This window comes from Salinigranum sp., assembly GCF_041641895.1.
Classification (GTDB): domain Archaea; phylum Halobacteriota; class Halobacteria; order Halobacteriales; family Haloferacaceae; genus Salinigranum.
The window spans coordinates 31,734-58,553 of sequence record NZ_JBEPXO010000010.1; the positions used below are offsets into that span (position 1 = coordinate 31,734).

Genomic DNA, 26,820 nt, shown 5'->3' on the forward strand with positions numbered 1-26,820 from the left:
CCGCGTGGTCACAGTGCGTGCCGTGTTCTGCAGTACACTCCGCGAACGGCGAAGGAGCAAAGTCCGACCCGTCAGTAGAACAGGTGTGAAAGAGTACCAGCAGAAACAGCTGTTGGAACGCGTCAACCGGGAGGGCGCGACGGTCGGCGCGGACATCCCCGACCGCATCACCGTCCAGGGAGAGGAGGTGAACCTCCGGGAGTTCGTCTTCGAGATCAAGCGTCGCGACACCATCCCGCCCGGCGAGCGCGACCGGGTCGAGCAGGCGAAGAGGAACCTCCGGCGCGAGCGCCTCCAGCGCGTCCAGCAGATAGAGCGGAACGAGGTGACGTACGAGGAGGGGCGGGACCTCGTCGAGAGCGTCATCGGCATCGACCGGGCGCTGAACGCGCTCGAACAGCTCCGGCCGGCGGACCTCGAACGCGAGGCGAAGGCCCAGCACGCCGCCGACCAGAAACGGTGGATGAAGTTCCTCAAGCAGGCGCTCGGTCGCGAGGACGCCAACAGGCCGAGTCGACGATGAGCCGGAACGACGAAGTCGCGAGCCGCTTCGAGGAGTTCGCCGACCTCCTGGAGGCACAGGACGTCTCCTACAAGCCCAACACGTACCGCCGGGCGGCCGAGAGCATCCGCGAGTACCCCCGGCCTATCGAGGACGTCGCCGCGGAGGGCGAGGACGCGCTGGAAGAGATAGACGGCGTCGGCGACGCCATCTCCGCGAAGATCGTCGAGTACTTCGAGGCCGGAGAGATCGAGGAACTCGAGGAGGCGCGTGCGGACCTCCCGGTCGACATGGCCGGCCTGACGCGCGTCGAAGGGATCGGGCCGAAGACCGTCGGGAGGCTGTACGACGCGCTGGGCGTCGAGACGCTCGACGACCTCGAAGCCGCGGCACGAGAGGGGCGGATACGCGAGGTGAAGGGGTTCGGGAAGAAGACCGAGGAGAACATCCTCGAGAACATCCCGTTCGCCCGGGAGTCCCGCGAGCGGTCGCTGCTCGGCGACGCCCGCCCGGTCGCCGACGACCTGCTCGCGTCCCTCCGCGGGCGGGACGCCGTCGTCGAGGCGGAGGTCGCAGGCTCCATCCGGCGGTGGCGCGAGACGGTCGGCGACATCGACGTGCTGGTCGCCTCGGACGCCCCCGAAGCGGTCGTCGCGGCCTTCACCGACTGGGACCAGGTGTCGAGCGTCATCGAGTCGGGGACGAAGAAGGCAGCCGTGCGCGCAGACGACGAACGGGTCGACCTCCGGGTCGTCGTCCCCGACGAGTTCGGGGCGGCGCTGCAGTACTTCACTGGGAGCAAGGCACACAACGTCACGCTCCGCAACCGGGCCATCGCCCGGGACCTGAAAATGAACGAGTACGGCGTCTTCGACGTCTCCGACGTCGACGACCCCGACGCGGGCCAGCGCGTCGGCGAGCGAGTCGCCGGACGCACCGAGGAGGAGATGTACGAGGTGCTGGACCTGGCGTGGATGCCGCCCGAACTCCGCGAGGACACCGGTGAGGTCGCCGCGGCGGCGACGGATGAACTCCCGGCCCTCGTGACGACCAGCGAGGTCAGGGGTGACCTCCACACCCACACGGACTGGTCCGACGGACGCGCGACACTCGAAGAGATGCTCGCAGGGGCCGCCGAACGCGGCTACGACTACCACGCCGTCACGGACCACGCGACGGGAGCGGGGATGGTCGGCGGCGTCGGCCTCTCCGACGAGGAGCTCGAAGAGCAGGCCGCCGTCGTCGCCGAGGCGGCCGACGACGCCGACGTCGCGGTGTTCCACGGCGTCGAGGCGAACGTCGACGCCGACGGCGGCCTCTCGGTCGGGGACGACCTCCTCGACGACCTGGACATCGTGGTCGCCTCGCCACACGCCGCACTGGACCAGGGCCGCGAGGAGGCGACCGAGCGACTAGTCCGAGCGGTCGAACACCCCGCCGTGGACGTGCTCGGCCACCCCACCGGACGGCTGTTGAACCGCCGGAAAGGACTGGAACTGGACGACGAACGCATCGCGACCGCGGCGGCCGACGCCGGGACGGCACTGGAGGTGAACGCCAACCCGCACCGACTCGACCTCTCCGGTGCGGGCGTCCGGGCGGCAGTCGAGGCCGGCGCGCCCGTCGTGGTGAACACCGACGCACACTCCGTGAGCGAGTTCGACTACGTCCGCTACGGCGTCCACACGGCACGGCGCGGGTGGGCCGAGGCGAGCGACGTCGTCAACACCTGGTCCGTCGAGGAGGTCCGGGCCTTCCTCGACGACTGAGACGATGCAGGACCGGACGAAGGGAGACGGGACGGGTCGAGACGGGACGAAGCGAGACAGGCCGGACCGAAGTGAGGCGGGGTCAGCGTCCCGACGACTCCTCCTCGACGTGATGCTCGGCAAACTGGCGCGGTACCTCCGGATGTGCGGCTACGACGCGGCGTACGCGCTCGACCACGGTGTCGAGGCCGACGAGGCCCTCTTGGCGCTCGCTCGCGACGAGGGCCGTCGGCTCGTGACCCGGGACCGACAGCTGGCCGAACGGGCACCCGGCGGGGTCCGAATCGACGTCCGGGCGGTCGACGACCAGCTCCGCGAACTCCGCGCGGCGGGCTTCGAGCTCTCGCTCGCGGACGACCCGGCGCGGTGTGGCCGGTGCAACGGTCCCGTCGACCCGGTGGAAGCCGGCGAACCGGTCCCCGACTACGCGCCGGACCCGGCCGACACGCCGTGTCACCGGTGTCGGGACTGCGGACAGGTGTTCTGGAAGGGGAGTCACTGGGACGACGTCCGGGAGACACTCGCCGGGCTGTGAGCGCGACGGGCAACACTCACCGACGTTTCAGTTCGACCCGCGTGGCGTGGAAGGGGACCGTGTCGACGTTCTCGACGGCGTGCGGTCCCTCGGGCTCGAGCCACTCGACCCGTGGCGGGGACTGCGTGGCGGACTCGTCGTCGGGTCGCTCCGGCGACTCGGAGACGACGTCGCCGTCCCCGTCGTAGTACCGCACGCGAGCGGCCCTGCCGACGAGCATCACGCTGGGCCAGCGGTGGGTGTGGACCGGTTCCGTCTCGCCGGGAGGAACCACCACTTCGACGACGCGCACGCGGTCGTTCTCGAAGCAGACGCGGTGTGAGTCCGGGGCCGCCGCCAGCGCGTCGAGCGAGTCCGGCCAGGGCCACTCGTCGTCCGCAGCGTCGGTGGGTGCGGGCACGGCTCGACGAACAGACCGCAGCGGGACATGTCTTGTGACGGCGGCGCTCGGGAGTCGGGAGCGGCGAATCGGGGCGTGCCCGGGGGGTCGTCGGGAGAAGGAGCCGAGTCGTCAGCGCGGCGTCCACTCGTCGCAGGCGTCCATGTCGTCCATCAGGTCGTCGTGGAGGCCACAGTACGGCTGGATTCCCTGACCGGTGCGGACGTAGTCGAAGTGCTGACAGCTCCCGCAGTACTGGTCGCCGACCTGTCGGGGCATCGGCTCGTCACCAGGGTTGGGGACGAACTCGGTGCCGTCGTCGCCGCTCCCGTCGAGCGGCGAGCGGATGTCGGACGTGGTCGCTCCGCCGTCGGAGGCGGGGGATGAGGACGTCGAAGCCGACTGCGGCGAAGACGAAGACGAGGACGAGGACGACTTCGGTGAGAACATCGCCGAACTCCACGACGCCCCGTCACCAGTGCCGTCGGATCCGGTCTGCGTCTCGACGCCACCGTCGGGTTGCGAGCCGAAGAGGCCGACGCTCCCCGCGCCGGGCTGTGGCACCTCGACGACTTTCGTCTCGCCCTGGCGGGTGACTTCCATCTTCACTGTGCCGCCGGGTGCGTTCCGCGTCTTGAAGTTGGCGATGCCGACGAAGAGCCACCAGAACGTCGTGATGGCGCCGAAGAAGTAGACGCCGACGGTGGGGAGGGTGAGGTCCATCAGCCCGGCCCCGCAGTTCGACCCGGACCACTGGCAGGGGTAGGCGTGCCAGAACATGCCGACGCCGAGGACGGCGATGGTGGCGCCGACGAGCGCGGCCATCCGCGTGCGTCTGGCTGAGGGGAGGACGGTCAACACGCCGAGGAACACCGCCGGGACCCCGATACCGCCGAGGACGCCGCCGACGTGACGGCTGTTCGTGATGCCTTCGACCGTCGCCGTCGTGTAGAGGAGGTCCGTCGCCGCGACGAGGATCCCGCTCAGCACGAGGAGCGCGCCGACGAGGAAGAGACTGACGCCTGCGTACAGCCGCCGGAGGTCCGGGCGGTGAGTGCCCGACCGTCCCTCCCCGGTGTACACCTCCGAGAGACTGGTCATACGGGCGAATACGGCACCCGTGCACAAAACGGTACGTCAGACGTCCGCAAGACGTCGACGGCGTCGGATTTCGGCCGAGGTGGGTGGGGAGCCGGCCCGCGTGTCGGGGGCGAGCGTGACGGTGGGAGGCGCGGAGGGAAGGGAAGGTTTACTGTCGGCGATTGCCAACCGACGCGTATGGCAGACGAGGAAGAAGAACCGGAAGAGCCACTCGTCGAACTCGGCGAGGGCGAAGCCGTCGAGGGACAGCCGCTCGCACGAGTCGCCTCGCGGCTGACCTGGCCGCACGAGAAGAGCCGCGTCGTCGAGAAGGAAGGGGAGAGCGTCGTCCGAACGCCGGACGGGCCACAGTCGCTCGCGGACGTCCTCGCTGACGTCGACGTCACGTACTTCGACACGCGGCAGTCCTTCGTGGCGGCCGTCATCGAGGCAGTCGGGGACGCCCCGGTCCAGACCGAGTAGGGTGTGACGCGACTCGAACGGTTCGCTCCCGCTCGGCTCGAGAAGCTCTCGTGGGTCCAGCGGACGCTGCTCGTCGGTCTCGTTCTCTCGGTTCTCTGGAGCGCCTGGCAGGTCCCGAACGGGAACCTCACGATGCGCGCCCTGCGCGACACCGTCGTCTTCATCGCGTTCCCGGCGGCGTTCGCCATCACGCACGGCCGGCACCTCGGCTGGCGCATCGACCGGCGCGCGGTGCGGAACGCCGTCCTCGTCGCGCTGTTCGTCCTCCCCTTCTACCTCGTCGGGTCGTCGTTGCCGAGCATCCGCGCGTACTACCCGATGTGGGAGACGTCGACGGCACTCGGCGAGTTCCTCCCGCACGCGCTCCAGCAACTCGTCGTGGTCGTCGCCGCCGAGACGTACTACCGCGGCCTCCTCTGTGTCGGTGTCCGCGAGGAGGTGGGATTCAAGAGCGTCTTCATCTCGCCGGTCGTGTACGCGCTGCACCACGTCGGGAAGCCGCCCATCGAACTGCTGCTCTCGGGCCCGACAGACGTCCTCTTCGGCGCCGTCGACTACGACGCCAACTCCATCCTCCCCTCCATCGTCGCCCACGGCCTCGGCCTCGTGCTCCTCGACTGGCTCGTCCTCCACCCGCCGCTGCTCCCCCCCGAACAGGTCATCGAGTGGCTGTCGTTCCTGCCGATTCCGCTGTGAGCGACCGGGTCGGCCCAGCGTGGGTCGGGCGAGTCGGGTGAGTCGGAGACCGAGCAGCAGGTGCTATTGCGCTTCAGTCACACTACCGTGCCTTTTCCTCCGTCGCTATCGAAGGGTGAGTCGATGACACTCCCAATCGACCCGTCGGTTCTCACGGACGAAGACATCGGCGAGCACCGGGCGACGCTCCACATGGACCACGAGGAAGCCATCGAACACGTCCGCGACGCGTTCAAGACGGCGGGCTTCGGCACGGCCGTCGAGTTCTCTCTGTCCGACCTCCTGCACGAGAAAATCGGCGCCGACCGCGACCCGTACTACGTCCTCGGCGCGTGCAACCCGGAGGTGGCGGACAGAGCGCTCGACGCCACCGACAACAGACTCGGCGGTCTCGTCCCGTGCAACGTCGTCGTCTGGCAGGTCGAACCCGGCGTCCAGGAGGTCTACCACGTGAGCATCATGCGCATCGCTCGACTGGTCGGGATGGCACCCGACGACGAGGAGATGGCCGGCATCGTCGACACCACCGGCGAGATGGTCGAGGAGGCATGGGGGAACCTCGACACCGCAGTCGAGACGGAAGCCGACGACTGAACCGAGGCGACGCGACCCGCTCGCGCGAGGCTACTTCGGTCGGTCGTCGTCCGCGTCCGCGCTGGTGACGTCGCCCCCATCGACGGAGCGGTCGTCCGCCTCGCCGAGTTCGGCCTCCAGTTCTTCGACCCGCGCTTCGAGGTCCTCGACGCGGTCACCCTTGAGATACCGCCAGCCGAGGACGGCGACGACCACCGGGACGCCGAACAGCGCCACCAGGAGCAGGAGGACGACGAGCAGTTCCGGCCCGCCGGGGACGCCGGGAAAGAGTGGAACCATGTGCGACAGTTCGTACCCGGAGAGTAATCGGCTTTGGTTTCACGCCGGGGACGGCCGAGCGAGCGTGACTACTCCCCGGCCGCGAAGTCGGTCAGCGTGGCCTGCACCCCGGAGACCATCGCCGACTTCCGCCGCAACCGCTGGAGCGAGACTGGGAGGTACGGCGTCACCGACCGCACCGCGTCGCCGAGCGTCTCCGCTTCGCCCCCCTCGTCGAAGGCGTTGCGGACGCTCTCGCGGACCTGCCACACCCCGCACGGTCCCCAGTAGTCCTCGGAGACGTGTCTGAGGACGAGCGCCTTCGCCTGCCGGCCCCGCGACTCGAGGTGTTCGAGGACGCCCAGTCGGGAGGCGTGGTACGCCCCCGCCGTCTCCTCGACGTAGCCGGTCCGACCCTCGGTGCCTTCGCGGTCCGCGGCCAGCCAGACGCCGGCTTCGGGATTCGGGTTCCAAACGCTCCCCGGCGCTTTCATCTCGACGAGTTCGAACTCCCACTGGCCCGGTACGAGGACGACCCAGAAGGCGTTGCCGAGGAACTCGTTGCGGTACACCTCCACCGAATCCACGGAGGGAGCGTCGCGGATTCTCCCGCGGAGGTACTGCCCCAGGGTGTCGTCGACGGCCGTGATTGACCACCGCGTCGGGACCAGTCTCCTGTTTTCGGCCTGCCCGAGCGCCCCCGCCGAGAGGATGGTGTTGATGTCGTAGACGTCGAATCCCCGGCGGTAGAGGTAAGTCATCGCCCCCTGGGCGTTCCAGTCGTCGTCCTCCAGCGCCTTCTCGACGGGCCGGGGGACGTGTGGGTTCTCGCCCAACTGGGCGGTCCGGGCACGTGCACGCGGCCCCGTCGGCGTGGCGATGTCGTCACGGCCGGGGTCGAGGTCCAGGTCGGGCGTCCCGTCGAGGCCGATTTCGACGGTGACCGGGCGGTCCGAGATGGCCACCTCCCGCTGGACGCCGAGGAAGCCGTCCCACGCGTCGTGGACGGACTCGACTTTCGTGGACTGGTTCGAGTTGAGGAGCGAGGTCCGGCGCTCGAACACGTCGGAGATGGAGACGCCCTCGTCGTACCACCGCCCCGAGGTTTCGAACGCGGCGGCGTCCTCGTCGTGACCGACGGGCGAGAGGATGCCCGTCGAGACGCGCGGGTAGTTCGCGCGCCCGACGAAGATGGAGGGGGAGACACCGCCGTACAGCGAGTCGCCCTGGACCACCTCGTCGAACCGGTTCTGGAACGTCTCGAGGTGGTCGAGGATGGCGTAGGACTTCTCCTCGACGAGGCGGCGGCGCTCGGCACGCTCGTTCTCCTCGATGTCGAGATACTCGTCGAGACGCATTCGGCGGAGGTTAGGTCGGTTCGATGATAAGGGTTGTCGGCCACGGGGTCGCAGTCGCCGGGGACGACCCCGACGTCCCGTTCGTCACCCGCGTGCCCGCTCCAGAATCGCGTCGCGTGCCCGCTTCGCACACGCCCTGTCGCCCCAGCCGAAGTGGACCGTCCGTTCGTTGACCGGGTCCGAGAGCAGGCCGCCCGTGTCGGGGGTGACCCCGACCAGTTCGAGTTGGAGGTAGCCGATGGTGATGCCGGTGTCGAAGTCGACGCCGCGGACGTCGTCGAACGGGACCGTCGTGTCGTCGAACCGCGAGCGTGCGGGCCGTTCGATGCACACCCGGTCCTCGTAGACCACGAGCGTGCCGTCCAGGAACGCACAGACGACGACTGCCTCGGCGTGGGGGTCCACGTCGGCGTCGTCCGCGTCCTCCCCTCCGTCCCCGTCGTCGTCTCCACCCCAGAGGAACGCTATCATCACCCGTCAGTACTGCGTGAACCGACAAGAAGCGTCGCCCTCGTCTCCCCACCTGCCGACGTCTGCTCCGACTCGCCGAGCGGGCGACTCAGTTGTGGATGCCCATCGCTTCGATCTGTTCCTGGTACCGGTTCCGGATGGTGACCTCGGTCACCTGCGCGACGTCGGCGACCTCTCTCTGGGTCTTCTTCTCGTTACAGAGGAGCGAGGCGGCGTAGATGGCCGCCGCCGCGAACCCCGTCGGCGACTTCCCCGAGAGCAGTCCCTTCTCCGCCGTCGTCTCGATTATCTCCTCGGCCTTCGACTGGACCTCCTTCGAGAGGTCGAGTTCGGAACAGAAGCGCGGGACGTACCGTTTGGGGTCGACCGGTTTCATCTCCAGGCCGAGTTCCTGGGAGATGTATCGGTAGGTGCGACCGATTTCCTTGCGCTCGACGCGGGAGACCTCGGCAATCTCCTCGAGCGACCGCGGGATGCCCTCCTTGCGACAGGCGGCGTACAGCGCGCTGGTGGCGACGCCCTCGATGCTCCGTCCGCGGATGAGGTCCTCGCTGAGTGCGCGGCGGTAGATGACCGACGCTACTTCACGGACCGACCGCGGGACGCCGAGCGCCGAGGCCATCCGGTCGATTTCACTCAGTGCGAACTGGAGATTGCGCTCGCCCGCGTCCTTCGTCCGGATGCGCTCCTGCCACTTCCGGAGGCGGTGCATCTGCGAACGCTTCTTCGAGGAGATGGAGCGACCGTAGGCGTCCTTGTCCTTCCAGTCGATGGTCGTCGTCAGGCCCTTGTCGTGCATCGTCTGGGTCGTCGGTGCGCCGACCCGCGACTTCTGCTGCCGTTCGGAGTGGTTGAACGCCCGCCACTCCGGGCCGGGGTCTATCTGCTCCTCTTCGATGATGAGTCCCGTCGGCTCGTGGATGAGTTCGCCGTCCCCCGTCCGGATGATCTCGTCCGGGTCCACCTCGTCGGGGTCGATCGCCTCCGTGTCCTCCTCCTCCTCCTTTTCGTCCGCGCTCCCTGTCGGGTTCCATCGACGCCGGTCACCATCGCGCTCCCGTTGACGGGTGGGCCGTGTCATTACATTTTTCACTACCACTTCTGCTCGCACTTAAGCGTGCGGGCCGGTGTGGGTCGCGATGGCACGGGAGGACCGACGAGCCAATGACGAACGCTCTTAGTAGGTGCTCCCCAAATCGAGGACGATGCCAAGCGTTGCGTGTGACCCCGAGGAGGCGCGGCAGCGACTCGAAGCGGCTGGCGTCGAGGTCGAACCGGGGAACACCGAGTACGAACGGTGGCGGGCGTCGCACGGGGGAGCCGTGGCCGTCGCTTACGACGACAAGGTGGTCGTACAGGGCGCGGCGCCGGTCGACCTCCTCGGACACCTCCGCGAGCACGGCGGCCACGCACACGTCTACTTCGACGGGGCGTGTCGGGGGAACCCGGGACCGGCCGCCGTGGGCTACGCCATCGTCACCTCCGACGGGGTGGTCGCGGAGGGGAACGAGCGCATCGGGAACTCGACCAACAACCGCGCGGAGTACGAGGCGTTGATTCGTGCGCTGGAGGTCGCTCGCGACCACGGCTTCGACGAAGTCGACGTCCGCGGCGACTCGGAACTCGTCGTCAGACAGGTACGCGGCGAGTGGAACACGAACGACCCCGACCTGCGCGAGCGGCGCGTCACCGCGCTCGAACTGCTCTCGGGGTTCGACCGCTGGTCGCTCGAACACGTTCCGCGGGAGATAAACGACCGCGCGGACTCCCTAGCGAACGAGGCGCTCGACGATGGCTGACGACTTGCCCGACGACCTGCTCGACGAGGTGGAACGGCTGACCCGACTCGCACGCGACGTGCCGAACCCCGACGAGGCGGCGGCCCACCGGAACCGCCGGGACGAACTCCTGGCCGAACACGACTACACCGCACGGTACCGCGAGGAGGACGACACGCTCGTGTTGAACCCGGCCGACTGGTTCGAGGACGGCGTCGCACACATCGACCGCATCGACGACCTCTCGCGTGCGGTCGAGCTACCGCTGTCGGGCGCGGGGGCGGACGACGAGTGGCGGGCCGTCGAGACGGCCAACGCCGCGCTCGTCGAACAGGTGCACGAGGAGCACGGAGCCATCCACGGGGCGAACGCACGCGCGTTCGCCGACTTCCTCGGGAACCACTACACACGTCGGGTCGAGGCGGCCTCGGGGCACGAAGTGAAGGAGTTCCTCGAGGAGTACTATCCGCGTAACGCCTGGCCGACGGCGGAACAAAAAGCGGTGGTCGAGGAGTCGCTCCGACTCCTGTTCGACGTGGCCGGCTGTGACCGACCGGGTTACAGGTGACCGTCGACGAGTTCACGGACCTCGTCCGCGCGCTCGTCGCTGGTGACGAACTTCGACAGCATCCAGTTGAAGCGGTCGAGGACGGTCTGGTGACCGTCGTCGGTGAGTTCGTACTGGTTCGTTCGCTTGTCTAGTTCGCTCTTGTTCACGAGCCCCATCTCGACGAGGTCGTCGAGGTTCGGGTACAGGCGCCCGTGGTTGACTTCGGTCCCGTAGTAGTCTTCGAGGTGTCGCTTGATCGCGAGTCCGTACATCGGCTCCTCGGCGAGGATGACGAGGATGTTCTGTTGGAACGCGGTGAGGTCCCGCGCCATGCCAGACTCTGTGCCCAGTGTTTGTGCCTCTGACATACTTCTGGACAAGTTACCCGACTACTTAACACTTCGTATACCATTATTTATTTCGGTAACTCCAGAGCTAAAATATTAAAATTGCATACGAATGTATCCGTCTCACGGCCTCAGACCGGCGTTCTGTCGGGTTAGTGACCGCATAAATCACTCGTGATGAACGTTGTCACCCGCGGCCCGAGCGGTGGCGCGTCCCGACCTCCGGTCGTGGTCGGCCCGGCCAGCGATACCGACGGATTTTTGCGCTGTTCAGCGGAGGGGGCACGTATGGTCAATCTCTGGGAAGACATGGAGACCGGTCCGGACGCCCCGGACGTCGTCTACGCCGTCGTGGAGTGTCTGAAGGGAGAGCGCAACAAGTACGAGTACGACAAGGACGTCCCCGGCGTCGTCCTCGACCGCGTCCTCCACTCGAACGTCCACTACCCCTCCGACTACGGCTTCATGCCGCGGACCTACTATGACGACGGCGACCCGTTCGACGTGCTCGTCCTCGTCGAGGACCAGACCTTCCCCGGCTGTGTCATCGAGGCTCGCCCCGTCGCCCTGATGGGGATGGACGACGACGGCGAGAAGGACGACAAGGTCGTCGCCGTCCCGACGGAGGACCCCCGGTACGACCACGTCACCGACGTCGACGACCTCACCGACCAGACGAAGGCCGAAATCTCGGAGTTCTTCGAGACCTACAAGAACCTCGAGGAGGGCAAAGAGGTCGAGACGCTCGGCTGGGAGGACGCCCAGGCCGCGAAGGACGCCATCGAGCACGCGATGGACCTCTACGAGGAGAACATCGCCTAACTGCGTTCCCGACCGACGGACGACGGGTCGACCGAGGACACACTGGATTTTTCCTGCTGTTCGGCGAGGGACGAGTCGTGCCCTCCCTCCAGACCCCACTCACTCGACGCCTCGGCATCGACGCACCGGTCGTACAGGCACCCATCGGGAGTGCGACGTGTCCCGAACTCGCCGCTGCCGTGTCCGAAGCGGGCGGCCTCGGAACGCTCGCGGTGACCTGGCGAGACCCCGGCGAGATACCCGCGACTGTCGCGTCGACGCGGCGGCGAACCGACGGCCCCGTCGGCGCGAACGTGGTCGTCGACCCCGGCGCCACCGACACGCCGACGGACGCCCTGGTCCACGCGTGCCTCGACGCCGACGTCGACGTCCTCTCGCTCTCGTTCGGCGACGCCGCACCGTACGTCGACTGGGCGCACGACGCCGGCGTCGACGTGTGGCAGACCGTCGGGAGCGCGGCCGAGGCACGTGCGGCCGCCGACGCTGGCGTCGACGCCGTCGTCGTCCAGGGCGTCGAGGCGGGCGGTCACCTCCAGAGCGACGTCTCGACGATGGCGCTCGTCCCCCGCGTCGTCGACGTCGTCGACTGCCCGGTCGTCGCTGCCGGCGGTATCGGTGACGGGCGCGGCCTCGCGGCCGTCCTCGTGCTCGGTGCCGACGCCGGGTGGCTCGGAACGCGCTTCGTCGCGACACAGGAGGCTCGCGTCCACGAGCGCTACCGCCGGCGGGTCGTCGAGGCGGCCGAGACGGACACCGCCTCCGGGACGCCGTACGACCGTGGCTGGCCGGACGTCCCCCACCGCGTCGTCCGGAACGAGACGGTCGAGACGTGGGAGTCGGCAGGCCGCCCCCCGCGTGGGGAACGACCGGGCGAGGACGACACCGTCGCGCGGGTCGACGGAGCGGCGGTCGGTCGCTACGAGGACTCGCTGGCGACGCCCGACGCGACCGGGGACGTCGAGGAACTCCCCCTGTACGCGGGACAGAGCAGCGGCGTCGTCGCCGACGCACCACCGGCGGGTGAAGTGGTCGACCGACTGACGGCGACGGCCCGAGCGACCATCGAAGACTGCTCCCGGTGAGTCGACGAGGTCGGTCATGTGCCACGGTTATTCCGGACAGTCCCGCGATGAATTATGCGCATGGGTAATCTTTTCACGGCGGGAGGCGTATCTGGAACCGAGATGAGTTCGACACGTCCCCGCGTCGGCATCGACCACCTGACCGTCGTGCCCGCACCGGCGGCAGACGAGGACGGGCAGTCGACGCCCGACCCGGTCGACGACGAGGCGTCCTGAGCGGCGTCGACACCCGGTGCCCCGTCCGGGGGTCGAGGACGCCTCTCACCCGTCGGCGGCCGCTCCCCGGGGCGGTCTGTCGTCTGTGCGCCGCCGTGTAGGAGAGGGCAATCCCTTTTACCACCACGACGTTAAGCGTGGATAATGGCGAAGTGTGACGCGTGCGGCAAGCACGAGAACTTGCCGTACCAGTGTCGGCGCTGTGGACGGACGTTCTGCGGGGAACACCGCCTCCCCGAGAACCACGACTGTCCCGGGCTGAACGACTGGAACGACCCCGCAGGCGTCTTCGAGAGCGACTTCGACGACTCGGTGCAGAACCGAGGTGGTCGTTCGAAGGGTGTCCTCGAACGGATGACGTCGACGGGCGGACCGCTCGGCTACTTCCGGGGGAACATGAGCTACCTGTTCCTCGGCCTGATGTGGGTCACGTTCGCCCTCCAACTCCTGTTCCAGCTCCTCGGACTCAGCCCGTCGCTCTACCGGGCCGTCTTCGTCCTCACCCCCGGCAACATCGAGTACGTCTGGACCTGGGTCACCTCCATCTTCGCCCACGGCGGCTTCACCCACATCGCGTTCAACAGCATCGCGCTGTACTTCTTCGGCCCCGTCGTCGAGCGCTACCTCAACACGAGGCGGTTCACGGCGCTGTTCTTCGGCGCCGGCATCCTCGCGGGCCTCGCACAGGTGGGGACGACGCTCCTCACCGAGGGGGCGTTCGGTCCCGGGGTGGTCGGGGCGTCGGGCGCCATCATGGGCGTCCTCGGCGTGCTCACCGTGTTGAACCCGAACCTGAAGGTGTACCTCTACTTCATCATCCCGATGCCGCTGTGGGTGCTCACCTTCGGCTTCGCGGCGTTCAGCCTCGTCGCGGGCTTCGGCGTCGCCGGCGGCGTCGGCGCCCTCGGCGGGAACGTCGCTCACTTCGCGCACCTGGTCGGCCTCCTCGTCGGTCTGGCGTACGGCGGCCGCGTGAAGGGGCGGGTCGGTGTGCCGCAGTCGCTCCAGTTCGGTGGCGGTGGGGGTGGCGGCGGGGCCGGCGGCCCGGGTCGCGGTCGGTTCTGAGCGATGGAGCCGCGCTACCCCCAGTACCTCCCCGACCCCTCGGCGACGCGCGAGGAGATGGAGGCCCTCCAGCGCCGGGTCGCCGAGGCGGCCTCCTTCACCGACGAGTTCACCTTCGACCCGATCCGCGTCGGCCGGGCCGACGAGCAGACGACGCTCGGCGCCGACCGAGGGCGGGACCGACTCGCTCCGGACGCCCCCGTCGTCGCCGGCGTCGACCAGGCGTTCCTCGACGACGCTGCCGTCAGCGCCGTCGTCTGCCTGCAGGGCGGAGAGGTCGTCGAACGCGCGTACGCCGTCTCGGAGCTGTCGATTCCGTACGTGCCCGGGTTGCTCTCGTTCCGGGAGGGCGGCCCTATCGTCGACGCCCTCGAACGGGTAGAGGCCGACCCGGACCTCCTCCTCTTCGACGGGAGCGGCCGCATCCACTACCGACAGGCCGGCCTCGCGACGCACATGGGCGTCGTCTTCGACTGCCCGAGCGTGGGCGTCGCGAAGTCGCTCCTCTGCGGCCGCCCCCGGGAGTCGGTCGACGGCCGCCCCGAGGGGTGGCGGACGCCGATTCTCGCGAACAGCGACGTGGACGTCGCCGACGGCCGCGTCATCGGCTACGCCGTCCAGTCGAGACAGTACGACTCGTCTCGGAAGATCAACCCGCTGTACGTCAGCCCCGGCCATCGCGTGTCGGCCGAGACGGCCGTCGACCTCGTCCTCCGCTGCTGTGACGGGTACAAACTGCCGGAGCCGACGCGACTCGCGGACGCGTACGCGGACGAGGTGAAGGCCGAGTACACCGAGAGCGCCTGAACCGCACGGAGAAGCCGTCGGAACCTCCGCAATCGGTGGCACTTAACTGTCCGCGTTCCGACGTACCGGCGTGCACCCCAAGACGGTCCTCATCACCGGTTGTTCGTCAGGAATCGGCCGCGCGACGGCGCTCGCGTTCCTCGACGAGGAGTGGGAGGTGTACGCCACGGCCCGGAACCCCGCCGACATCGAGACGCTGGGCGAGCGTGGCTGTGACATCTCCACACTGGACGTCACCGAGGAGGACGACGTCGAGCGCGTCGTCTCCCGCATCGTCGACGAGCACGGTCGTATCGACTGTCTCGTCAACAACGCGGGCTACGCGCAGTTCGGCCCCATCGAGGACGTCCCGACCCGGAAGGTCCACGAGCAGTTCGACGTCAACGTCTACGGCCCGCACCGCCTCACCCGCGCCGTCCTCCCACACATGCGCGCACAGGAGTCGGGCACCATCGTCAACGTCTCCAGCGTCGCCGGCCGCCTCTCCTTCCCCGGCGGCGGCGTCTACTGCGGTTCGAAGTTCGCCCTCGAAGCGATGAGCGACGCGCTCCGCGTCGAGGTCGAAGACGAGGGAATCGACGTCGTCCTCGTCGAACCCGGGCCGGTCGACACGCGGTTCGACCAGCGGGCCGCCGAGGAGGTCGACGAGAGCGAGATCGACCGCTCCGAGGCGTACGCCTCGTTCTACAAGGCGTTCGACGACGCGCAGGCGGTCGGTGACGGAGGGTTCTGGGAGGAGTCCCCCGAACGGGTCGCGGAGGACATCGTCAACGCGGCGTCGGCGACGAAACCCGCCGCGCGCTACCCGGTCGGGACCGTCGCGTCGCTCGCCGTCCTGGGCCGGTTCGTCCCCGACTCGCTGCGGGACAGCGCCTTCGGTCTCCTTCGAAAGCTGTCCTGACGCTCCCGCCGACACCCCTACTGCAGACACGCCGCGACGACTTTCAGCGCCGCCTCCCCCTGGACCTCGTCTGCCAGGAGGGGGACGCGCTTGACATCGTGGCCCCGGAAGAGGTCCATCGCCTCCGAGAGGGCGGCCTGCTGGACTTTCCAGCGCCGCTTGCAGAACTCACAGTGCTCGAGGTCCGGCGAGACGACCCACTCGGGGTCGACGTCGCTCGTGACCTCCGCTAAGTCCTCCATCACCTGGTTCACCACGACGGTCTGGACCGGGATGCCGAACTCGTCCAGCTGCCGGATGAGGCGCTCTGATTCGAGGACGCTCATCTTCTCCGGCACCATCACGACGCGGAAGTCCGTCTTCGCCGGGTCCCGGAGGACCGCCCGGAGGCGCTCGATGCGCTCGGCGAGGTCCTCCAGTTCGGCCATCGGCTTTTCCGACCCCGACCCGGCGCCGAACATCCCCTTGATGCCGTCCATCAGCCCCGAGAACTGCTCGCGCATCTTGAGCAGGCGACCCGCCATCGAGTCCATCACCTCGGGGAGTTCCAGCAGGCGGAGGGTGTGTCCCGTCGGGGCGGTGTCGACGACGACCCGCTCGAACCGGGGGTCGTCGAGGTACTCGAGGAGTTGCTGCATCGCCGCCGCCTCGTCCGCGCCGGGCATCGGGCCGCTCAGCGGCGAGTCGCCGCCGAAGAGGTCACCGAGGCCGCCCATCCCCATCGGGTCGTCGCCGGCACCCCCCGCACCGCCGGTGAACGGGTTGTCGGTCGCGCCGGCCCCCGCGTCGCCCGTGAACGGGTTCTCGTCGCTGCCGGCGGCACCACCCGGCCCGGCCGTCGCCCCCGCGGGACCGTCGTCGCTCTCGGACGCGCCGAACCCGGGGTCGAACTCGCCGCCCGCGAACGGGCCCTGCGCGGCCGCCTCGGGGTCGATTTCGGCCGCGAACAGGGGGACGTCGTCGCGAACCTGCGTCGGTCGCGGCGGGACGTCGACTTCGAGCGTGTCGGAGAGCGAGTGCGCCGGGTCCGTCGAGACGACGAGCGTGGCCGTGCCGTCGGCGGCGGAGGCGAGCGCCGTCGCCGCCGCCATCGTCGTCTTGCCGACGCCACCCTTCCCGCCGTAGAGGACGTACTCGGGCGCGTCGACACCGACGGGGACGTCCGCCTCGGCGTCCTCGATGGGACCGGTCTCCACGTCGATGGTGCCGCCCTGGCCGTCGTCCGCCCCGGCGGAGCCGTGAACGTGGGCGTCGTCGTCCTCGTCGTCCACGGAGTCGACCGCCTCGACGTCGATGTCGCTCATACCTCGCTCTCGTCCGTCGAGCCTTGTGTACCCGTCGGTCTCGGGCACTCGCGGCTCAGGCGAAGTAGTCCGCCAGCCGTGTCGCGGCCTCCTGGGCGCGGGGCGTACACAGCGCGAAGCGAATCCACTCGTCGCGCGCCTCGCCGAACGCCTCGCCGGGCATCCCTGCCACACCCGCCTCGTCGACGAGCGTCTTGACGTTCTCCATCGTCCCCGGGAACCCCTCGAAGCGCGCGAGCACGTAGAAGGCACCGTCGGGGCGGGTGTAGTCCGCGCCGGCCGCGTCGAGCGCGTCGCAGAACGCGTCGATGCGCGTCCGCAGGGAGTCGCGGACGTCCTCGTAGTAGTCGGGGCCCGCACTCCGCAGGGCCGCGAGCACCGCCGCCTGCGACGGCCGCGCGCCGGTGACGTTGACGAGCATGTGTCGCGTCCGGGCCTGTTCGACCAGCGACTCGGGGAACACCGAGTAGCCGACCCGGAAGCCCGTGATGGCGAACGTCTTCGAGTACGACGAGGTGACGACGCGGTGGTCGGAGTCGATGGTCAGCGCCGACTCGAACGAGCCGGAGAAGTCGAAGTGGTCGTACACCTCGTCGACGAGGAGCAGCGCGTCGTGTGCCTCCGCGAGCGAGACGAGTTCCTCAACGTCCTCGCGTGGGTACACCGCTCCGGTGGGGTTGTTCGGCGTGTTGACCACGATGCAGGCCGTCTCGTCCGTGACGGCCGCGCGCATCGCGTCCATGTCGAGTTGGCCGTTCTCGTGGACCGGGACCATCCGCGTGCGCCCGCCGAGCATCTGTGCCTTCCCCGGGTAGTAGGGGTAGACGGGGTCGGTGAGGACGAACTCGTCCCCGGCGTCGCGTTCCATCGCCCGGGCCATCGCGAGGTAGTTCGCCTCGCCCCCGCCGATGGTGACGATGACGCGCGCGGGGTCGACGTTCCGGCGTTCGCCGATCTCCTCGCGGAGTTCGCGGAGTCCGTCGCTCGGCGGGTACTGGAACGCCGCGGTGGGCGCGTCGGCGTACTCGTGTAGCCCCTCCCGGAGGGCGGCGGGCGGGTCCCAGTCGGGGTTACCGCTCACCATGTCGACGACGTCCCGGTCCGCACGCTTGGCGTACTGGATGACGTGGAAGAACAGTGGCTCGTCGTAGTCCATACCCCTGGATAGCACAGGAGGGTGTTGGCGTTTTCGTCCTGTCCGCGGCGCGGGAATCGACCGAGTGAGGACGCGACGCGCAGTACACGGACCAGTGAAGCCTCCTCGGTGCCGGCCGGTCGCCCCGGGAGAGGACCCGGACGAGGCCCTGGCACGAGTCACTCGGTCGCGCCGCTCACTCACCGTCGCACGCCGCCCGCCGAGACGGGGCGGTGGCGCGTGCCTGGTGCGGCTCCGTCCGCACCCGACACCGCGCGAGGGACGAGGCGCGAGCGACCGCAGGAGTGGGTGTCCGAGTCGGCTGGGAAGGACGTGGCCACACCGCCCTGGCGACCAGGCGTCTCGACTCCGGACGGTGTGCGACCGAGGGACCCCGGGCGACGGGAGTCGCGGAGCGGCCGAACCGTCGACGACCACCGCGGCGTCGGGCGAAACGCTTGAGTCCCCCGCGCCTGCACGGGGACTCGTGAACAAGAAGGGACACGTGCTGAACGCGGTACTTCTCGGTGTCGGACTCGGACTCATTCTCACCGTCGACCCGACGACGCAACCGACGACGGCCGTCGTCGTCGAGGGGCTCACGCGGATCGTCGAACTCTCCGTCCCCGTGACGCTCGGGGCGCTCTTCCCCGACGTCGACACGGCCTTCGGCAAGCACCGCAAGACGCTCCACAACCTCCCGATGCTCGGCGTGTTCCTCGCGTTCCCGTTCGTCTTCGGGAACCTCCAGTTCGTCTGGATCGGCGTGGCGACCCACTACCTCCTCGACGTCGTCGGGAGCCGGCGGGGCATCGCGCTCTTCTACCCGCTCTCGAAGACCGAGTACGGCCTCCCGACGGGCGTGACCACCAGTTCGAAACACGCCGACGCCGTCACCCTCGTCATTACCGTCCTCGAACTGGTCGTCCTCGGTGGGGTCCACTACCTGGCGTTCCCGCTCGACGCAGGGGTCACGGGCGTCCAGGAACTCGTGACGGCGTCGATGGCGTGGCTCGGTCTCCTCGTCTGACCTCGCTTGGGACGGCTCAGTACACCGCGCTGTCCTCGAACCGCCCCCGGTAGGCGATGTGGTCGGGGTGGGTGGGTTCCATCCCCGAGAGGAGGAGGCGGTCGACCTTCCCCCAGGAGTTCTCGTAGCCGAGGTGCGCGAACTCGACCGCCCCGCGGAGGCGATGCGAGAGGCCCGAACGGTGCATCACGCGACGCGGTGCTGCCGTCTTCAGCGCGCGCACGAGGTCCGTCTCGTCGTCGATGGCCGTCTCGAACGCCGTCCACGCCTCGCCCACGGTCGACCGGAGGTGGGCGTACGAGGACCCGAACGCCGGGAGCGATGTCTCCCGGACGACGCGGCCCATCGCCGCGTTCTGCCACGGGAAGCACTTGGCGTTGTAGCGTTCGACGCCGACGATGTGGTTCCGGTGGCGGACGACGTCGTCGAGGCCGAGGCTCACGTTCAGGAGTCCGGGGTGAGGGACGAGCACGGCCGCGTCCTGCCGGTCGCACTCGGCGAGGGCAGCGTCGAGCGTGATGAAGTCGGGGACGGGGTCGGTGAGGCCGACGACGAGGATGTGTCTGCGGTCACGCCACGACCCCGTGAACACTTCGCGGGCGGGGACGACGAGGAGTTCGTCGTCGGTGTACTCTCGGGCGCGGGCGCGAGCGTCGGGGAGGCGGGTGAAGTGCGGCGCGTAGACGAGGACGTCGAGGCCGCGGGCCTTCGCCCGTTCGACGACACGGTCGTCGAGTACCTTCACGTGCATGTCGACCCGAGTCTCGTCGACGGACGGCACCTCACGCGTCACACGCGAGGAGAGAGCGAGCCGTAAGTTAGTGGTTGCTATTCGCCGCGAATCGAGTCACTGCGCGGGTTCGAGGCCGCGTCGTGTAGCCGGGAGGTGTGACGGGGTCTGCGGGCGAGCGTCGTCTCCGTCACGGCCTCAACCCCGCGAAACCGTTTTGTCGTCCGCCCGCAACCACCTGCCATGTCCCCCTGGCAGTGTGCGATTCGCGGGTGCGGAGCGCAGTTCCCCGACGCCGAGGACGCGCTCGTCCACCAGGCGACGGAGCACGACTACCACACCTGTCGCATCTGTTCGGCGGAGGTCCCCGAGGGCTACTTCGCCATCCGCCACGCCCTCGAGGAGCACAGCCGTGCCGAGTACGTCCGGGCGTACGACGCCGGACCCGACGACATCCGCGAGCGGGAGTCGGTCCGGACGGCAGTCGAGTCGACGGTCGACGTGTCGAAGGTGGCCGAACGGCTCGACACCGACGAACAGCTCTGAGCGGGTGTGGTGTGCCGCGGGTGGTACGCCCCCGTTCCAGTGGTGGGTGTGCTCGCCTCACTCGCCGAGTTCCGAGTCGAACTCCTCTCGGGAGAGCGTCTCCAGACGCTCCTCGACCTCCGCTCGTGTCTCGTCGTCGATACCGTCGCTGGCGTCGACGCTGTGCGCCCCACCGTCTGCCGTCTGCAGGGCGTTCTCGGTGAGGTCGCCGTCCGGGTCGACGACCGACAACTTCAGGTCGGTGAAGTCGTCCGGTGGGAAGCCCGTCGTCGAGAGGACGAAGTGGTCGGCAATCGCGGAGAGGTCGTCCGTGTCGAAGTCGGCCATCTGCGGTGCGTCCCACTCCTCGGTCGTTGTTCCCGAGTATCCGGGCTCGTGCACGTCGTAGTTCGTCATCCTCTGTGGACTCGGTACCGGGGTCCGGCCGGTGAACGGACGGCCTTCAGTCGCAAACCGGTCCGGTGACCGCTTCGAACTGAGCCCTCGGTGGACGCGGCTCACTACGGTCGAAGCCGGCGAGCAGGTCGACGAGGTGGACTGGAGCGACGCCTCTCCGGGAGCGACTCGCATCGGCGGCGAACGTTTCGAAGGTTTCGAAGGAGCCTCGTCATCTCGTCATCTCGTCGTCTCGTCGTCTCGTCGGGGCGCGGAGCGCCGCGCGTACGGTCCGAGAGCTATCGTTCCTCACTGTCGAGCACGCGGATCTGGTCGCCGCGAACCGTCACGGGGATCGGGACGGTCGCCTCGTACAGTTCGACGGTGACCTGGTCCTTGCCCTCGTCGATGCGCTGGACGCGGGCCTTCTCGCCCTTGAACGGCCCGGAGACGAGTTCGACGATGTCGCCCTCGGCGATGCCCTCGACGTCGGGCGTCGGGGAGAGGAAGTGTTCGACCTCGGCCATCGACGACCGGCCCACCTGTCCGCCCGAGGAGACGAGGCCGCGAGCGTGCGGAATCTCCTCGAGGACGCGTTCGATGACCGCGTTGTTGTCCGCTTCGACCATCACGTACGAGGTCAGCGAGTCCGGGGCGAGCACGGCGTGAATCTCCGGCTCCTCGCGGTTGGCTATCATGTCCGCGACGGTGCGTTCCTGGCTCGCGGTGGTCTTGACGGCGAAGATGGGCATCGCTACACGCCTCCGGGGAGGAAGCTCATCACCGCGAAGATGACGAAGCCGAGGAACCCGACGAGGAAGATGCCCGCGCCGGCGATTTTCGAGATCTGTGAGAACTCGTTCCACGACGGGGTCGACGCGAGCTTCAACACCCGAACGTAGCTGGTGAGGTCGTATTTGACGTCCATGGTTGTTGTCGGCGCTAGGGTGTCGGGCTTTTTCTATCTATTGATGACTGTGTCGACGCGACAGCGGTCGTGAGGGGGCGAGAACGGCGGCCGGCGGCCGGCGGTCAGGGGCCGGTGGGCGACCACGGGTGACCGGAGAGTACCGGGGCGTGAACGTACGTCCCGAACTCGCCGTCACGATTCGCTGGAGGAGGTGTCGATGCCGAGCAGCGCGTTACCACCACAGTGCCCGGTCAGCGAGTTCGACAACAGACCCAGTCCCGTGATTCCGGTGATGGCGGCCACGGTTCCTCTGCGGCCGAGTGTGGCACCGGCGGCCATCGCGAGCAACCAGATACCCGCGACGCCGCGAACGACCCGGTCGGCTGTGGACATGTTCTGGCGGAGGGCCATACCGTTCGACGACGGTGCAGCACGTGAAAAACGGTGTGCCCGGCGCTCGGACCGGGGAGTCGACGGAACCGGGGAGACGGCGAGGCGCGAACCGGCCGACTACTCGACGAAGTCGATGTCGTCGACGTCGCCCGCCTGCGGCTGGACGTCGGTGCGGCCGTATATCTGCGGGGAGTCCACGCCGGTGACGACGATCATCGTCCGCATCGAGCCGTCGAGTTCCTCGTCGATGGAGGTGCCCCAGATGATGCGTGCCTCGGGGTCGATACGCTCGTAAATCTCCTCGACGACGCCCTCGGCCTCCTCGATGCTCATGTCCGACCCGCCGGTGACGTTCACCAGCGCGGAGTTCGCGCCGGAGATGTCCACGTCCAGGAGCGGCGAGCGGAGCGCGCTCTTGACGGAGTCCTGTGCCTTCTGCTCCGAGTCCGACTCTCCGAGGCCGATCATGGCGACGCCGCCGCGTTCCATGACCGTCTTGACGTCGGCGAAGTCGAGGTTGACCAGCCCGGGTTTCGTGATGAGTTCGGTGATGCCCTTCACCGACCGCATCAGTACCTCGTCACTGACTTTGAACGCCTGCTTGACGGGGAGTTTGCCGACGGCGTCGAGGAGGCGGTCGTTCGGGACGACGATGACCGTGTCGGCCACGTCGCGGAGGCGCTCCAGTCCCGCCTCGGCGTTCGTCCTTCGGACTTCGCCCTCCGCGGTGAACGGCGTGGTGACGATGGCGATAGTGAGTGCGCCGGCCTCGCGCGCGGCCTTCGCGACCACGGGAGCGGAGCCCGTGCCCGTGCCGCCACCCAGTCCCGCGGTGACGAACACCATATCGGACCCCTGGATGGAGTCGTGGATGTCCTCCTGCGATTCGAGGGCGGCCTCCTCGCCGACCTGAGGGAGCGACCCGGCACCGCGGCCCTGCGTCTTCTGCTCCCCGATGAGGATTTTCGTGTCGGCCTGGACGTTGACGAGGTGCTGGACGTCCGTGTTGGCCGCGACGAGTTTCGCGCCCTTGATTCCCTCCTCAGCCATCCGGTTGACGGTGTTGCCGCCCGCGCCGCCACACCCGACGACCGTGATGTTGGTCTGGAGGTCCTTGAGGACGTCCTGAAGCTGTTCGTCAGTCATCGTTCCCGTCGGCCCAGTCGAAGACGATGGTTCGTCGACACCGTTTGTCGTCCCATCCTCCATCTGCTCGGCCTCCTCGATCGCGCTGTCGACGATGGAGTCCATACGTATGAGCACCCCTTCCCGACGAAGCCACATTACCTTTCCCCCTCCGTCATACGCCCGTCTGACGGCATTTCGGGGATTTTCGCCGAATTACAACGAGAATGTGACAGTTCTGTCGCGGTGGACGTCCTCGGGGGCGACCTCCTCGCCCGCGATCTCGACCGACTCCCCACCGGCGAGGCGGCCGAACGCCGGGCCCTCGGGAACCCCGAGGTCGGCCGCGGCGGCGGCGTCGAACGCGCGTTCGTGGGCCACGACGACGTCGTCCTCTCGGGTGACCTCGTCGTAGCGGGTCCGGAGCACCGCACAGAGTGCGTCCACGAGTCGGTCGAACGCGCCGGTGTCGTCAGCGTCGTCGAGTGCAGTGGGGAGCGCCACGCGACCGGTGGGTCGGCGGCCGCCCTCCTCGGTGTGGAAGGCGACGGTGTGGTCGTCGACGGCCGTACGTGCCGCGTCGTGGTCGACGCCGAGGGCCGCGTCGACGAGCTCGCGTGAGAGGGCGGTGACCTCGAACGCCACGCCGGGCGCGGCGGTGAGACCGACTCGCGCGTGGGCACCGAAGCGGACGCCGTCGTCGACCGGTCCCAGTTCGCTCTCGACGTGGTCGACGAGCGCCCGCGGGACCCGCCGCGTCTCGCGGAGGAACGTCTCGCTCACGACCCGGTAGCCCAGTTCTTCGACGGCCGCAGAGACTCTGGGGTGGTCGCCGTCGACGAGTGCTAGGTCCGCGGCGCTCTCGGCGAAGGCCGCCGGAAGTACGTCCTGGTTGTCGCCGACGGGCCCCATCGCCTCGAGCGGCCAGTCCGCGCCGACGTGGCCGACGGCCCAGTCCGTCTCGCGAATCACGCGCTCGAACCGCGGGGCGTAGTGGCCGCCGCCGAAGCCGACGACGTGTCTCGTCTCCTCGCCGTCTCGCCGGTCGGCGCCGACGCCCTCGACGTCGAGGACCGCCCGGGCGACGGCGCGGGCACCGGCGGGGTCGTCCCACTCCGCCTCGCTCGACCCGAGTTCGACGAACATCGACGGCACACCCACCTCGGAGGGACCGTGGTGGGTGCACTCGACGCCGACGTCGTACCCCTCGGGCGCGTGCTCGGTGAGGGCCTCGACGACGGCTTTCTGGGCGTTCGGGCAGGCCCGCGCCAGTTCGCCGTCGCTCCCACCGTAGTCGGCGGAGCCGAAGTTGCCCGTGAAGTGTGCCGAGAGCAGGGGGCCGGTCTCGCCGGAGTGCCGCGAGAGGAAACAGAGGAGGTCGGGGTCGTCGAAGACCCCCGCGACGCCGTCGAGGTCGAGGTGGAGGTCGGCGAACGTCCGGAGTTCGAATCCCGGTCGGGTGTAGTACGTCCCGCCGCCGCTGGCGCTCGGACGGGCGTCGTCGACCCGTTCGTTCCACTCCGCGACGTCGAGGACGTGTTCGCCGACGTGTTCGGAGGCGCGGTCGGCACGGCTGACGACGAGCGCGATCACGTCCTCGCCTATCCAGTGCCGAGGTAAAACGGAGTCGGTTTCCGGGGGCGGACGCGACCGTCAGTCGGCGTGGTCCGCGCTGGCTTCGGTCCCGCCGATGGCCTCCCGGGCGGTGGCACGGGTCCGCCCGAACAGCCAGCGCAGGTCGTCACGCCGACTCACGAAGAGGGCGACCGCCAGAAGCAGGTAGACGACGGTGTAGCCGTACAGCATGTAGAGGCTGTAGGTGGACGCGAACGGTTCCGCCACCGTCCGGATGACAACGAACTCCGCGACGACCTGCGTGATGAAGAGGCCGAAGAGGACGACGGCCTCGCGGACCGATATCTCGAAGTTCGTCAGGATGGCGATGGCGAAGAAGCTCTGCCCGGCAGTGATCCATATCTCGGCCACCTGCTTCTGGTCGAACGGGAGCGCGGCGACCTGTCCGGCGGCGATGGAGTAGACGACGGCGAGCGTCCCGATGAGGAGCGTCCACTGGTTGAGCTTCGAGGAGATGAGCGCGTTGAACCCCGCCGTCGACCGCGCCTTGTTGACGAGGTAGGCGACGACGATGAGTTCGGGCGACTCGGAGGCCAGCGGTGCGACCCACTGGATCATGAAGAAGGGCGGCACTCCCGCCTGCTGGCCGAGTTTCTCGAGGCCGTGAGCGAACGGTTCGACCGCGGTCAGGATGAGCAGTCCCGAGAAGGCGAACAACAGGAGGACCGTGGCGATTCGCTTCGGCTTCCGGTACCCCTGGAAGTACGCGGGGACACCGACCTGCTGCTCGTGGCCCTCGACGTCGCCGCGGACGATGATGCCGATGTAGAGCGCGTAGAGGCCGACGAGGACGACGGTGTCGAGGACGCCGATGCCGCCCATCGACCCCCCGCCGGTGAACGTCGCGGCGCTGAAGGGGACGAAGAAGGCGAACGTCGTCGCCGCCAGGAGGAACGTGATTTCGGTGGAGATGTCGCGGTCGAGGTGGACGACGTCGCCCAGGAACCCGGAGCGTCTCTCGACGGCCGGGTCGTTCGTCGAGTGCGCCTTGTAGACGGTGAACACCGCGATGGCGGACCAACCGATACCGATGAGGATGCGGTTCGCGCCGGTCATGTTGGCGACGGCGAGGTTGGCGGCCTCGGCCCCGCGTGGCGTCCCGATGTTAGCCCCTGCGGTCCACGCGTACAGCGCGTCGACGGCGTACTCCGGGGCGACGGCGAGGACCGCGAGGACGGCCAGTGCGAACGCGCGAGGGACGTCCTTCTCGGCCGTCTCCGCACCCCACGCGAGGAGGAACGACGCGCCGAGCACCGCGAGACCGCTCACGGCGACGGTGATGAGTGTCGCGAACGAGGTGTTGGTACCACTCGCCCAGGAGAGGAACCACGGGAGCGTGAGCGCCACCGCGAGCGAAACCGCGACGAGTGGGTGGCGCAATCGGGAGCTCATATCCGAGACGAGCAGAGCGACACTCATATCCATTCCCCTTTCCCACTGACTGGCCGTGGCACGTTCACAGGGCCCATCTCGCCGTGGACTGGCCGTCGCTGTGGACTTGCCGTCACCGTCCTCGAATCGACGGCGACCGGGAACGACTGCCGGCAGGCGGCATCAGACGAGGAAGGCGACGAACGAGGCGTAGCCGCACAGGAGGATGGCACCGTCGACCCGCGAGACGTCACGGCGGTGGAGCATGAGCGCCACGACGCCGACCGTGAACACGACGAGCACCGGGAGGTCGACCGCCACGACCGAGGGGGGAACGTCGACGGGGACGAACAGCACGAGGACGCCGAGCACGGCGAGGACGTTGTAGATGTTCGAGCCGACGACGTTAGCCACGCTGACGGCCCCCTCGTCGCGACGGGCGCTCACCACGCTCGTCGCCAGTTCTGGCAGGGAGGTGCCGAGTGCGAGGACGGTGAGGCCGACGACGCGCGGAGGGACCCCGAAGCCCGCGAGGAGGTCGGTCCCGCCCTCGATGAGCGCCCGAGCACCGAG

The 26,820-nt window shown here is 68.7% G+C and carries 33 protein-coding genes; 15 read left to right on the top strand and 18 right to left on the bottom strand.

The features are described 5' to 3' along the window. Positions 1–85 precede the first annotated feature (85 nt). Genes ACESK5_RS03540 through ACESK5_RS03550 form a run of 3 tightly spaced genes read left to right on the top strand, consistent with a single transcriptional unit; the run spans position 86 to position 2,806 of the window. Positions 86–523, top strand: a complete 438-nt coding sequence (locus ACESK5_RS03540) for a DUF5788 family protein (protein ID WP_372910170.1) — start codon at positions 86–88, stop codon at positions 521–523. After that, on the top strand, positions 520–2,271 hold the full coding sequence (polX, locus tag ACESK5_RS03545; protein WP_372910171.1) for a DNA polymerase/3'-5' exonuclease PolX: 1,752 nt from the start codon (positions 520–522) through the stop codon (positions 2,269–2,271). Before ACESK5_RS03540 ends, polX begins: the two co-directional genes overlap by 4 nt. Positions 2,272–2,275: 4 nt before the next feature. Further along, positions 2,276–2,806: a Mut7-C RNAse domain-containing protein gene (locus ACESK5_RS03550; RefSeq protein WP_372910172.1), complete on the top strand. Its 531-nt coding sequence runs from the start codon at positions 2,276–2,278 to the stop codon at positions 2,804–2,806. Between the two features lie 16 nt (positions 2,807–2,822). Here ACESK5_RS03550 and ACESK5_RS03555 read toward each other — a convergent pair whose 3' ends face one another. Continuing rightward, entirely contained in the window at positions 2,823–3,206 is a 384-nt protein-coding gene (locus ACESK5_RS03555; RefSeq protein ID WP_372910173.1) for a hypothetical protein, read from the bottom strand. Between the two features lie 111 nt (positions 3,207–3,317). Continuing rightward, positions 3,318–4,286: a ribonuclease BN gene (locus ACESK5_RS03560; RefSeq protein WP_372910174.1), complete on the bottom strand. Its 969-nt coding sequence runs from the start codon at positions 4,284–4,286 to the stop codon at positions 3,318–3,320. Positions 4,287–4,463: 177 nt separating this feature from the next. Here ACESK5_RS03560 and ACESK5_RS03565 point away from each other — a divergent pair, with 177 nt between their 5' ends. The 3 genes from ACESK5_RS03565 (at position 4,464) to ACESK5_RS03575 (ending at position 6,038) form a co-directional block, all read left to right on the top strand. After that, positions 4,464–4,748, top strand: a complete 285-nt coding sequence (locus ACESK5_RS03565) for a DUF5789 family protein (protein ID WP_372910175.1) — start codon at positions 4,464–4,466, stop codon at positions 4,746–4,748. 132 nt (positions 4,749–4,880) lie between these two features. Continuing rightward, complete coding sequence (locus tag ACESK5_RS03570) at positions 4,881–5,444, top strand: type II CAAX prenyl endopeptidase Rce1 family protein (protein ID WP_372910203.1); 564 nt, start codon at positions 4,881–4,883, stop codon at positions 5,442–5,444. A 123-nt stretch (positions 5,445–5,567) separates the two neighbouring features. After that, positions 5,568–6,038: a DUF302 domain-containing protein gene (locus ACESK5_RS03575; RefSeq protein WP_372910176.1), complete on the top strand. Its 471-nt coding sequence runs from the start codon at positions 5,568–5,570 to the stop codon at positions 6,036–6,038. 30 nt (positions 6,039–6,068) lie between these two features. On the opposite strand, the gene ACESK5_RS03580 is transcribed toward ACESK5_RS03575, so the two are convergent. From ACESK5_RS03580 to ACESK5_RS03595, 4 genes are all read right to left on the bottom strand, one after another. Beyond that, on the bottom strand, positions 6,069–6,317 hold the full coding sequence (locus ACESK5_RS03580) for a preprotein translocase subunit TatA (protein WP_372910177.1): 249 nt from the start codon (positions 6,315–6,317) through the stop codon (positions 6,069–6,071). Between the two features lie 68 nt (positions 6,318–6,385). Beyond that, positions 6,386–7,654: a DNA repair protein NreA gene (gene nreA / locus ACESK5_RS03585; RefSeq protein ID WP_372910178.1), complete on the bottom strand. Its 1,269-nt coding sequence runs from the start codon at positions 7,652–7,654 to the stop codon at positions 6,386–6,388. 84 nt (positions 7,655–7,738) lie between these two features. Then, a complete protein-coding gene (locus ACESK5_RS03590; protein WP_372910179.1) occupies positions 7,739–8,125 on the bottom strand; it encodes a hypothetical protein in 387 nt (128 codons plus the stop codon). An 88-nt stretch (positions 8,126–8,213) separates the two neighbouring features. Next, complete coding sequence (locus ACESK5_RS03595; RefSeq protein WP_372910180.1) at positions 8,214–9,206, bottom strand: transcription initiation factor IIB family protein; 993 nt, start codon at positions 9,204–9,206, stop codon at positions 8,214–8,216. 124 nt (positions 9,207–9,330) lie between these two features. On the opposite strand from ACESK5_RS03595, the gene rnhA reads away from it, so the two are divergent. Then, positions 9,331–9,924, top strand: a complete 594-nt coding sequence (gene rnhA / locus ACESK5_RS03600; RefSeq protein WP_372910181.1) for a ribonuclease HI — start codon at positions 9,331–9,333, stop codon at positions 9,922–9,924. After that, the gene (locus ACESK5_RS03605) at positions 9,917–10,471 is read left to right on the top strand and encodes a rnhA operon protein (protein WP_372910182.1); all 555 of its coding nucleotides are present in this window, start codon (positions 9,917–9,919) and stop codon (positions 10,469–10,471) included. Before rnhA ends, ACESK5_RS03605 begins: the two co-directional genes overlap by 8 nt. On the opposite strand, the gene ACESK5_RS03610 is transcribed toward ACESK5_RS03605, so the two are convergent. Beyond that, positions 10,462–10,821, bottom strand: a complete 360-nt coding sequence (locus tag ACESK5_RS03610) for a PadR family transcriptional regulator (RefSeq protein ID WP_372910183.1) — start codon at positions 10,819–10,821, stop codon at positions 10,462–10,464. The two genes, ACESK5_RS03605 and ACESK5_RS03610, sit on opposite strands and share 10 nt — an antisense overlap. A 267-nt stretch (positions 10,822–11,088) precedes the next feature. Here ACESK5_RS03610 and ACESK5_RS03615 point away from each other — a divergent pair, with 267 nt between their 5' ends. The 5 genes from ACESK5_RS03615 (at position 11,089) to ACESK5_RS03635 (ending at position 15,693) form a co-directional block, all read left to right on the top strand. After that, entirely contained in the window at positions 11,089–11,622 is a 534-nt protein-coding gene (locus tag ACESK5_RS03615; protein WP_372910184.1) for an inorganic diphosphatase, read from the top strand. Positions 11,623–11,699: 77 nt separating this feature from the next. Next, positions 11,700–12,704 carry an NAD(P)H-dependent flavin oxidoreductase gene (locus ACESK5_RS03620; protein WP_372910185.1) on the top strand — a complete coding sequence of 335 codons (1,005 nt, stop codon included), beginning with the start codon at positions 11,700–11,702 and terminating at the stop codon, positions 12,702–12,704. A 360-nt stretch (positions 12,705–13,064) separates the two neighbouring features. After that, positions 13,065–13,985, top strand: a complete 921-nt coding sequence (locus tag ACESK5_RS03625) for a rhomboid family intramembrane serine protease (protein WP_372910186.1) — start codon at positions 13,065–13,067, stop codon at positions 13,983–13,985. Positions 13,986–13,988: 3 nt separating this feature from the next. Continuing rightward, entirely contained in the window at positions 13,989–14,792 is an 804-nt protein-coding gene (locus tag ACESK5_RS03630) for an endonuclease V (protein ID WP_372910187.1), read from the top strand. A gap of 70 nt (positions 14,793–14,862) precedes the next feature. Next, entirely contained in the window at positions 14,863–15,693 is an 831-nt protein-coding gene (locus tag ACESK5_RS03635; protein ID WP_372910188.1) for an SDR family oxidoreductase, read from the top strand. A gap of 17 nt (positions 15,694–15,710) precedes the next feature. Here the strand turns inward: ACESK5_RS03635 and ACESK5_RS03640 are convergent, their stop codons facing one another. Beyond that, entirely contained in the window at positions 15,711–16,997 is a 1,287-nt protein-coding gene (locus ACESK5_RS03640) for an ArsA family ATPase (RefSeq protein ID WP_372910189.1), read from the bottom strand. Positions 16,998–17,052: 55 nt separating this feature from the next. Next, positions 17,053–18,153: a pyridoxal phosphate-dependent aminotransferase gene (locus tag ACESK5_RS03645; protein ID WP_372910190.1), complete on the bottom strand. Its 1,101-nt coding sequence runs from the start codon at positions 18,151–18,153 to the stop codon at positions 17,053–17,055. A gap of 466 nt (positions 18,154–18,619) precedes the next feature. On the opposite strand from ACESK5_RS03645, the gene ACESK5_RS03650 reads away from it, so the two are divergent. Further along, positions 18,620–19,162 carry a metal-dependent hydrolase gene (locus ACESK5_RS03650; RefSeq protein WP_372910191.1) on the top strand — a complete coding sequence of 181 codons (543 nt, stop codon included), beginning with the start codon at positions 18,620–18,622 and terminating at the stop codon, positions 19,160–19,162. A gap of 16 nt (positions 19,163–19,178) precedes the next feature. On the opposite strand, the gene ACESK5_RS03655 is transcribed toward ACESK5_RS03650, so the two are convergent. Continuing rightward, on the bottom strand, positions 19,179–19,913 hold the full coding sequence (locus tag ACESK5_RS03655) for a PHP-associated domain-containing protein (RefSeq protein WP_372910192.1): 735 nt from the start codon (positions 19,911–19,913) through the stop codon (positions 19,179–19,181). Between the two features lie 222 nt (positions 19,914–20,135). Between ACESK5_RS03655 and ACESK5_RS03660 the strand changes: the two genes are divergently transcribed. Further along, the gene (locus ACESK5_RS03660) at positions 20,136–20,438 is read left to right on the top strand and encodes a hypothetical protein (RefSeq protein WP_372910193.1); all 303 of its coding nucleotides are present in this window, start codon (positions 20,136–20,138) and stop codon (positions 20,436–20,438) included. 57 nt (positions 20,439–20,495) lie between these two features. Here the strand turns inward: ACESK5_RS03660 and ACESK5_RS03665 are convergent, their stop codons facing one another. The 8 genes from ACESK5_RS03665 to ACESK5_RS03700 all read right to left on the bottom strand — a co-directional run. Continuing rightward, positions 20,496–20,834: a hypothetical protein gene (locus ACESK5_RS03665; protein WP_372910194.1), complete on the bottom strand. Its 339-nt coding sequence runs from the start codon at positions 20,832–20,834 to the stop codon at positions 20,496–20,498. Between the two features lie 278 nt (positions 20,835–21,112). Continuing rightward, positions 21,113–21,565: a transcription elongation factor Spt5 gene (locus ACESK5_RS03670; protein WP_372910195.1), complete on the bottom strand. Its 453-nt coding sequence runs from the start codon at positions 21,563–21,565 to the stop codon at positions 21,113–21,115. A gap of 2 nt (positions 21,566–21,567) precedes the next feature. Then, positions 21,568–21,741 carry a protein translocase SEC61 complex subunit gamma gene (locus ACESK5_RS03675; protein ID WP_372910196.1) on the bottom strand — a complete coding sequence of 58 codons (174 nt, stop codon included), beginning with the start codon at positions 21,739–21,741 and terminating at the stop codon, positions 21,568–21,570. 174 nt (positions 21,742–21,915) lie between these two features. Continuing rightward, a complete protein-coding gene (locus ACESK5_RS03680; protein ID WP_372910197.1) occupies positions 21,916–22,134 on the bottom strand; it encodes a DUF2892 domain-containing protein in 219 nt (72 codons plus the stop codon). 99 nt (positions 22,135–22,233) lie between these two features. Next, positions 22,234–23,367 carry a cell division protein FtsZ gene (ftsZ, locus tag ACESK5_RS03685; RefSeq protein WP_372910198.1) on the bottom strand — a complete coding sequence of 378 codons (1,134 nt, stop codon included), beginning with the start codon at positions 23,365–23,367 and terminating at the stop codon, positions 22,234–22,236. 90 nt (positions 23,368–23,457) lie between these two features. Next, complete coding sequence (locus ACESK5_RS03690; RefSeq protein ID WP_372910199.1) at positions 23,458–24,834, bottom strand: D-aminoacyl-tRNA deacylase; 1,377 nt, start codon at positions 24,832–24,834, stop codon at positions 23,458–23,460. Between the two features lie 60 nt (positions 24,835–24,894). Further along, entirely contained in the window at positions 24,895–26,268 is a 1,374-nt protein-coding gene (locus ACESK5_RS03695; RefSeq protein ID WP_372910200.1) for a sodium/calcium exchanger protein, read from the bottom strand. Positions 26,269–26,430: 162 nt separating this feature from the next. Then, on the bottom strand, positions 26,431–26,820 hold a 390-nt coding region (locus ACESK5_RS03700), incomplete at its 5' end, for a sodium:calcium antiporter (protein ID WP_372910201.1).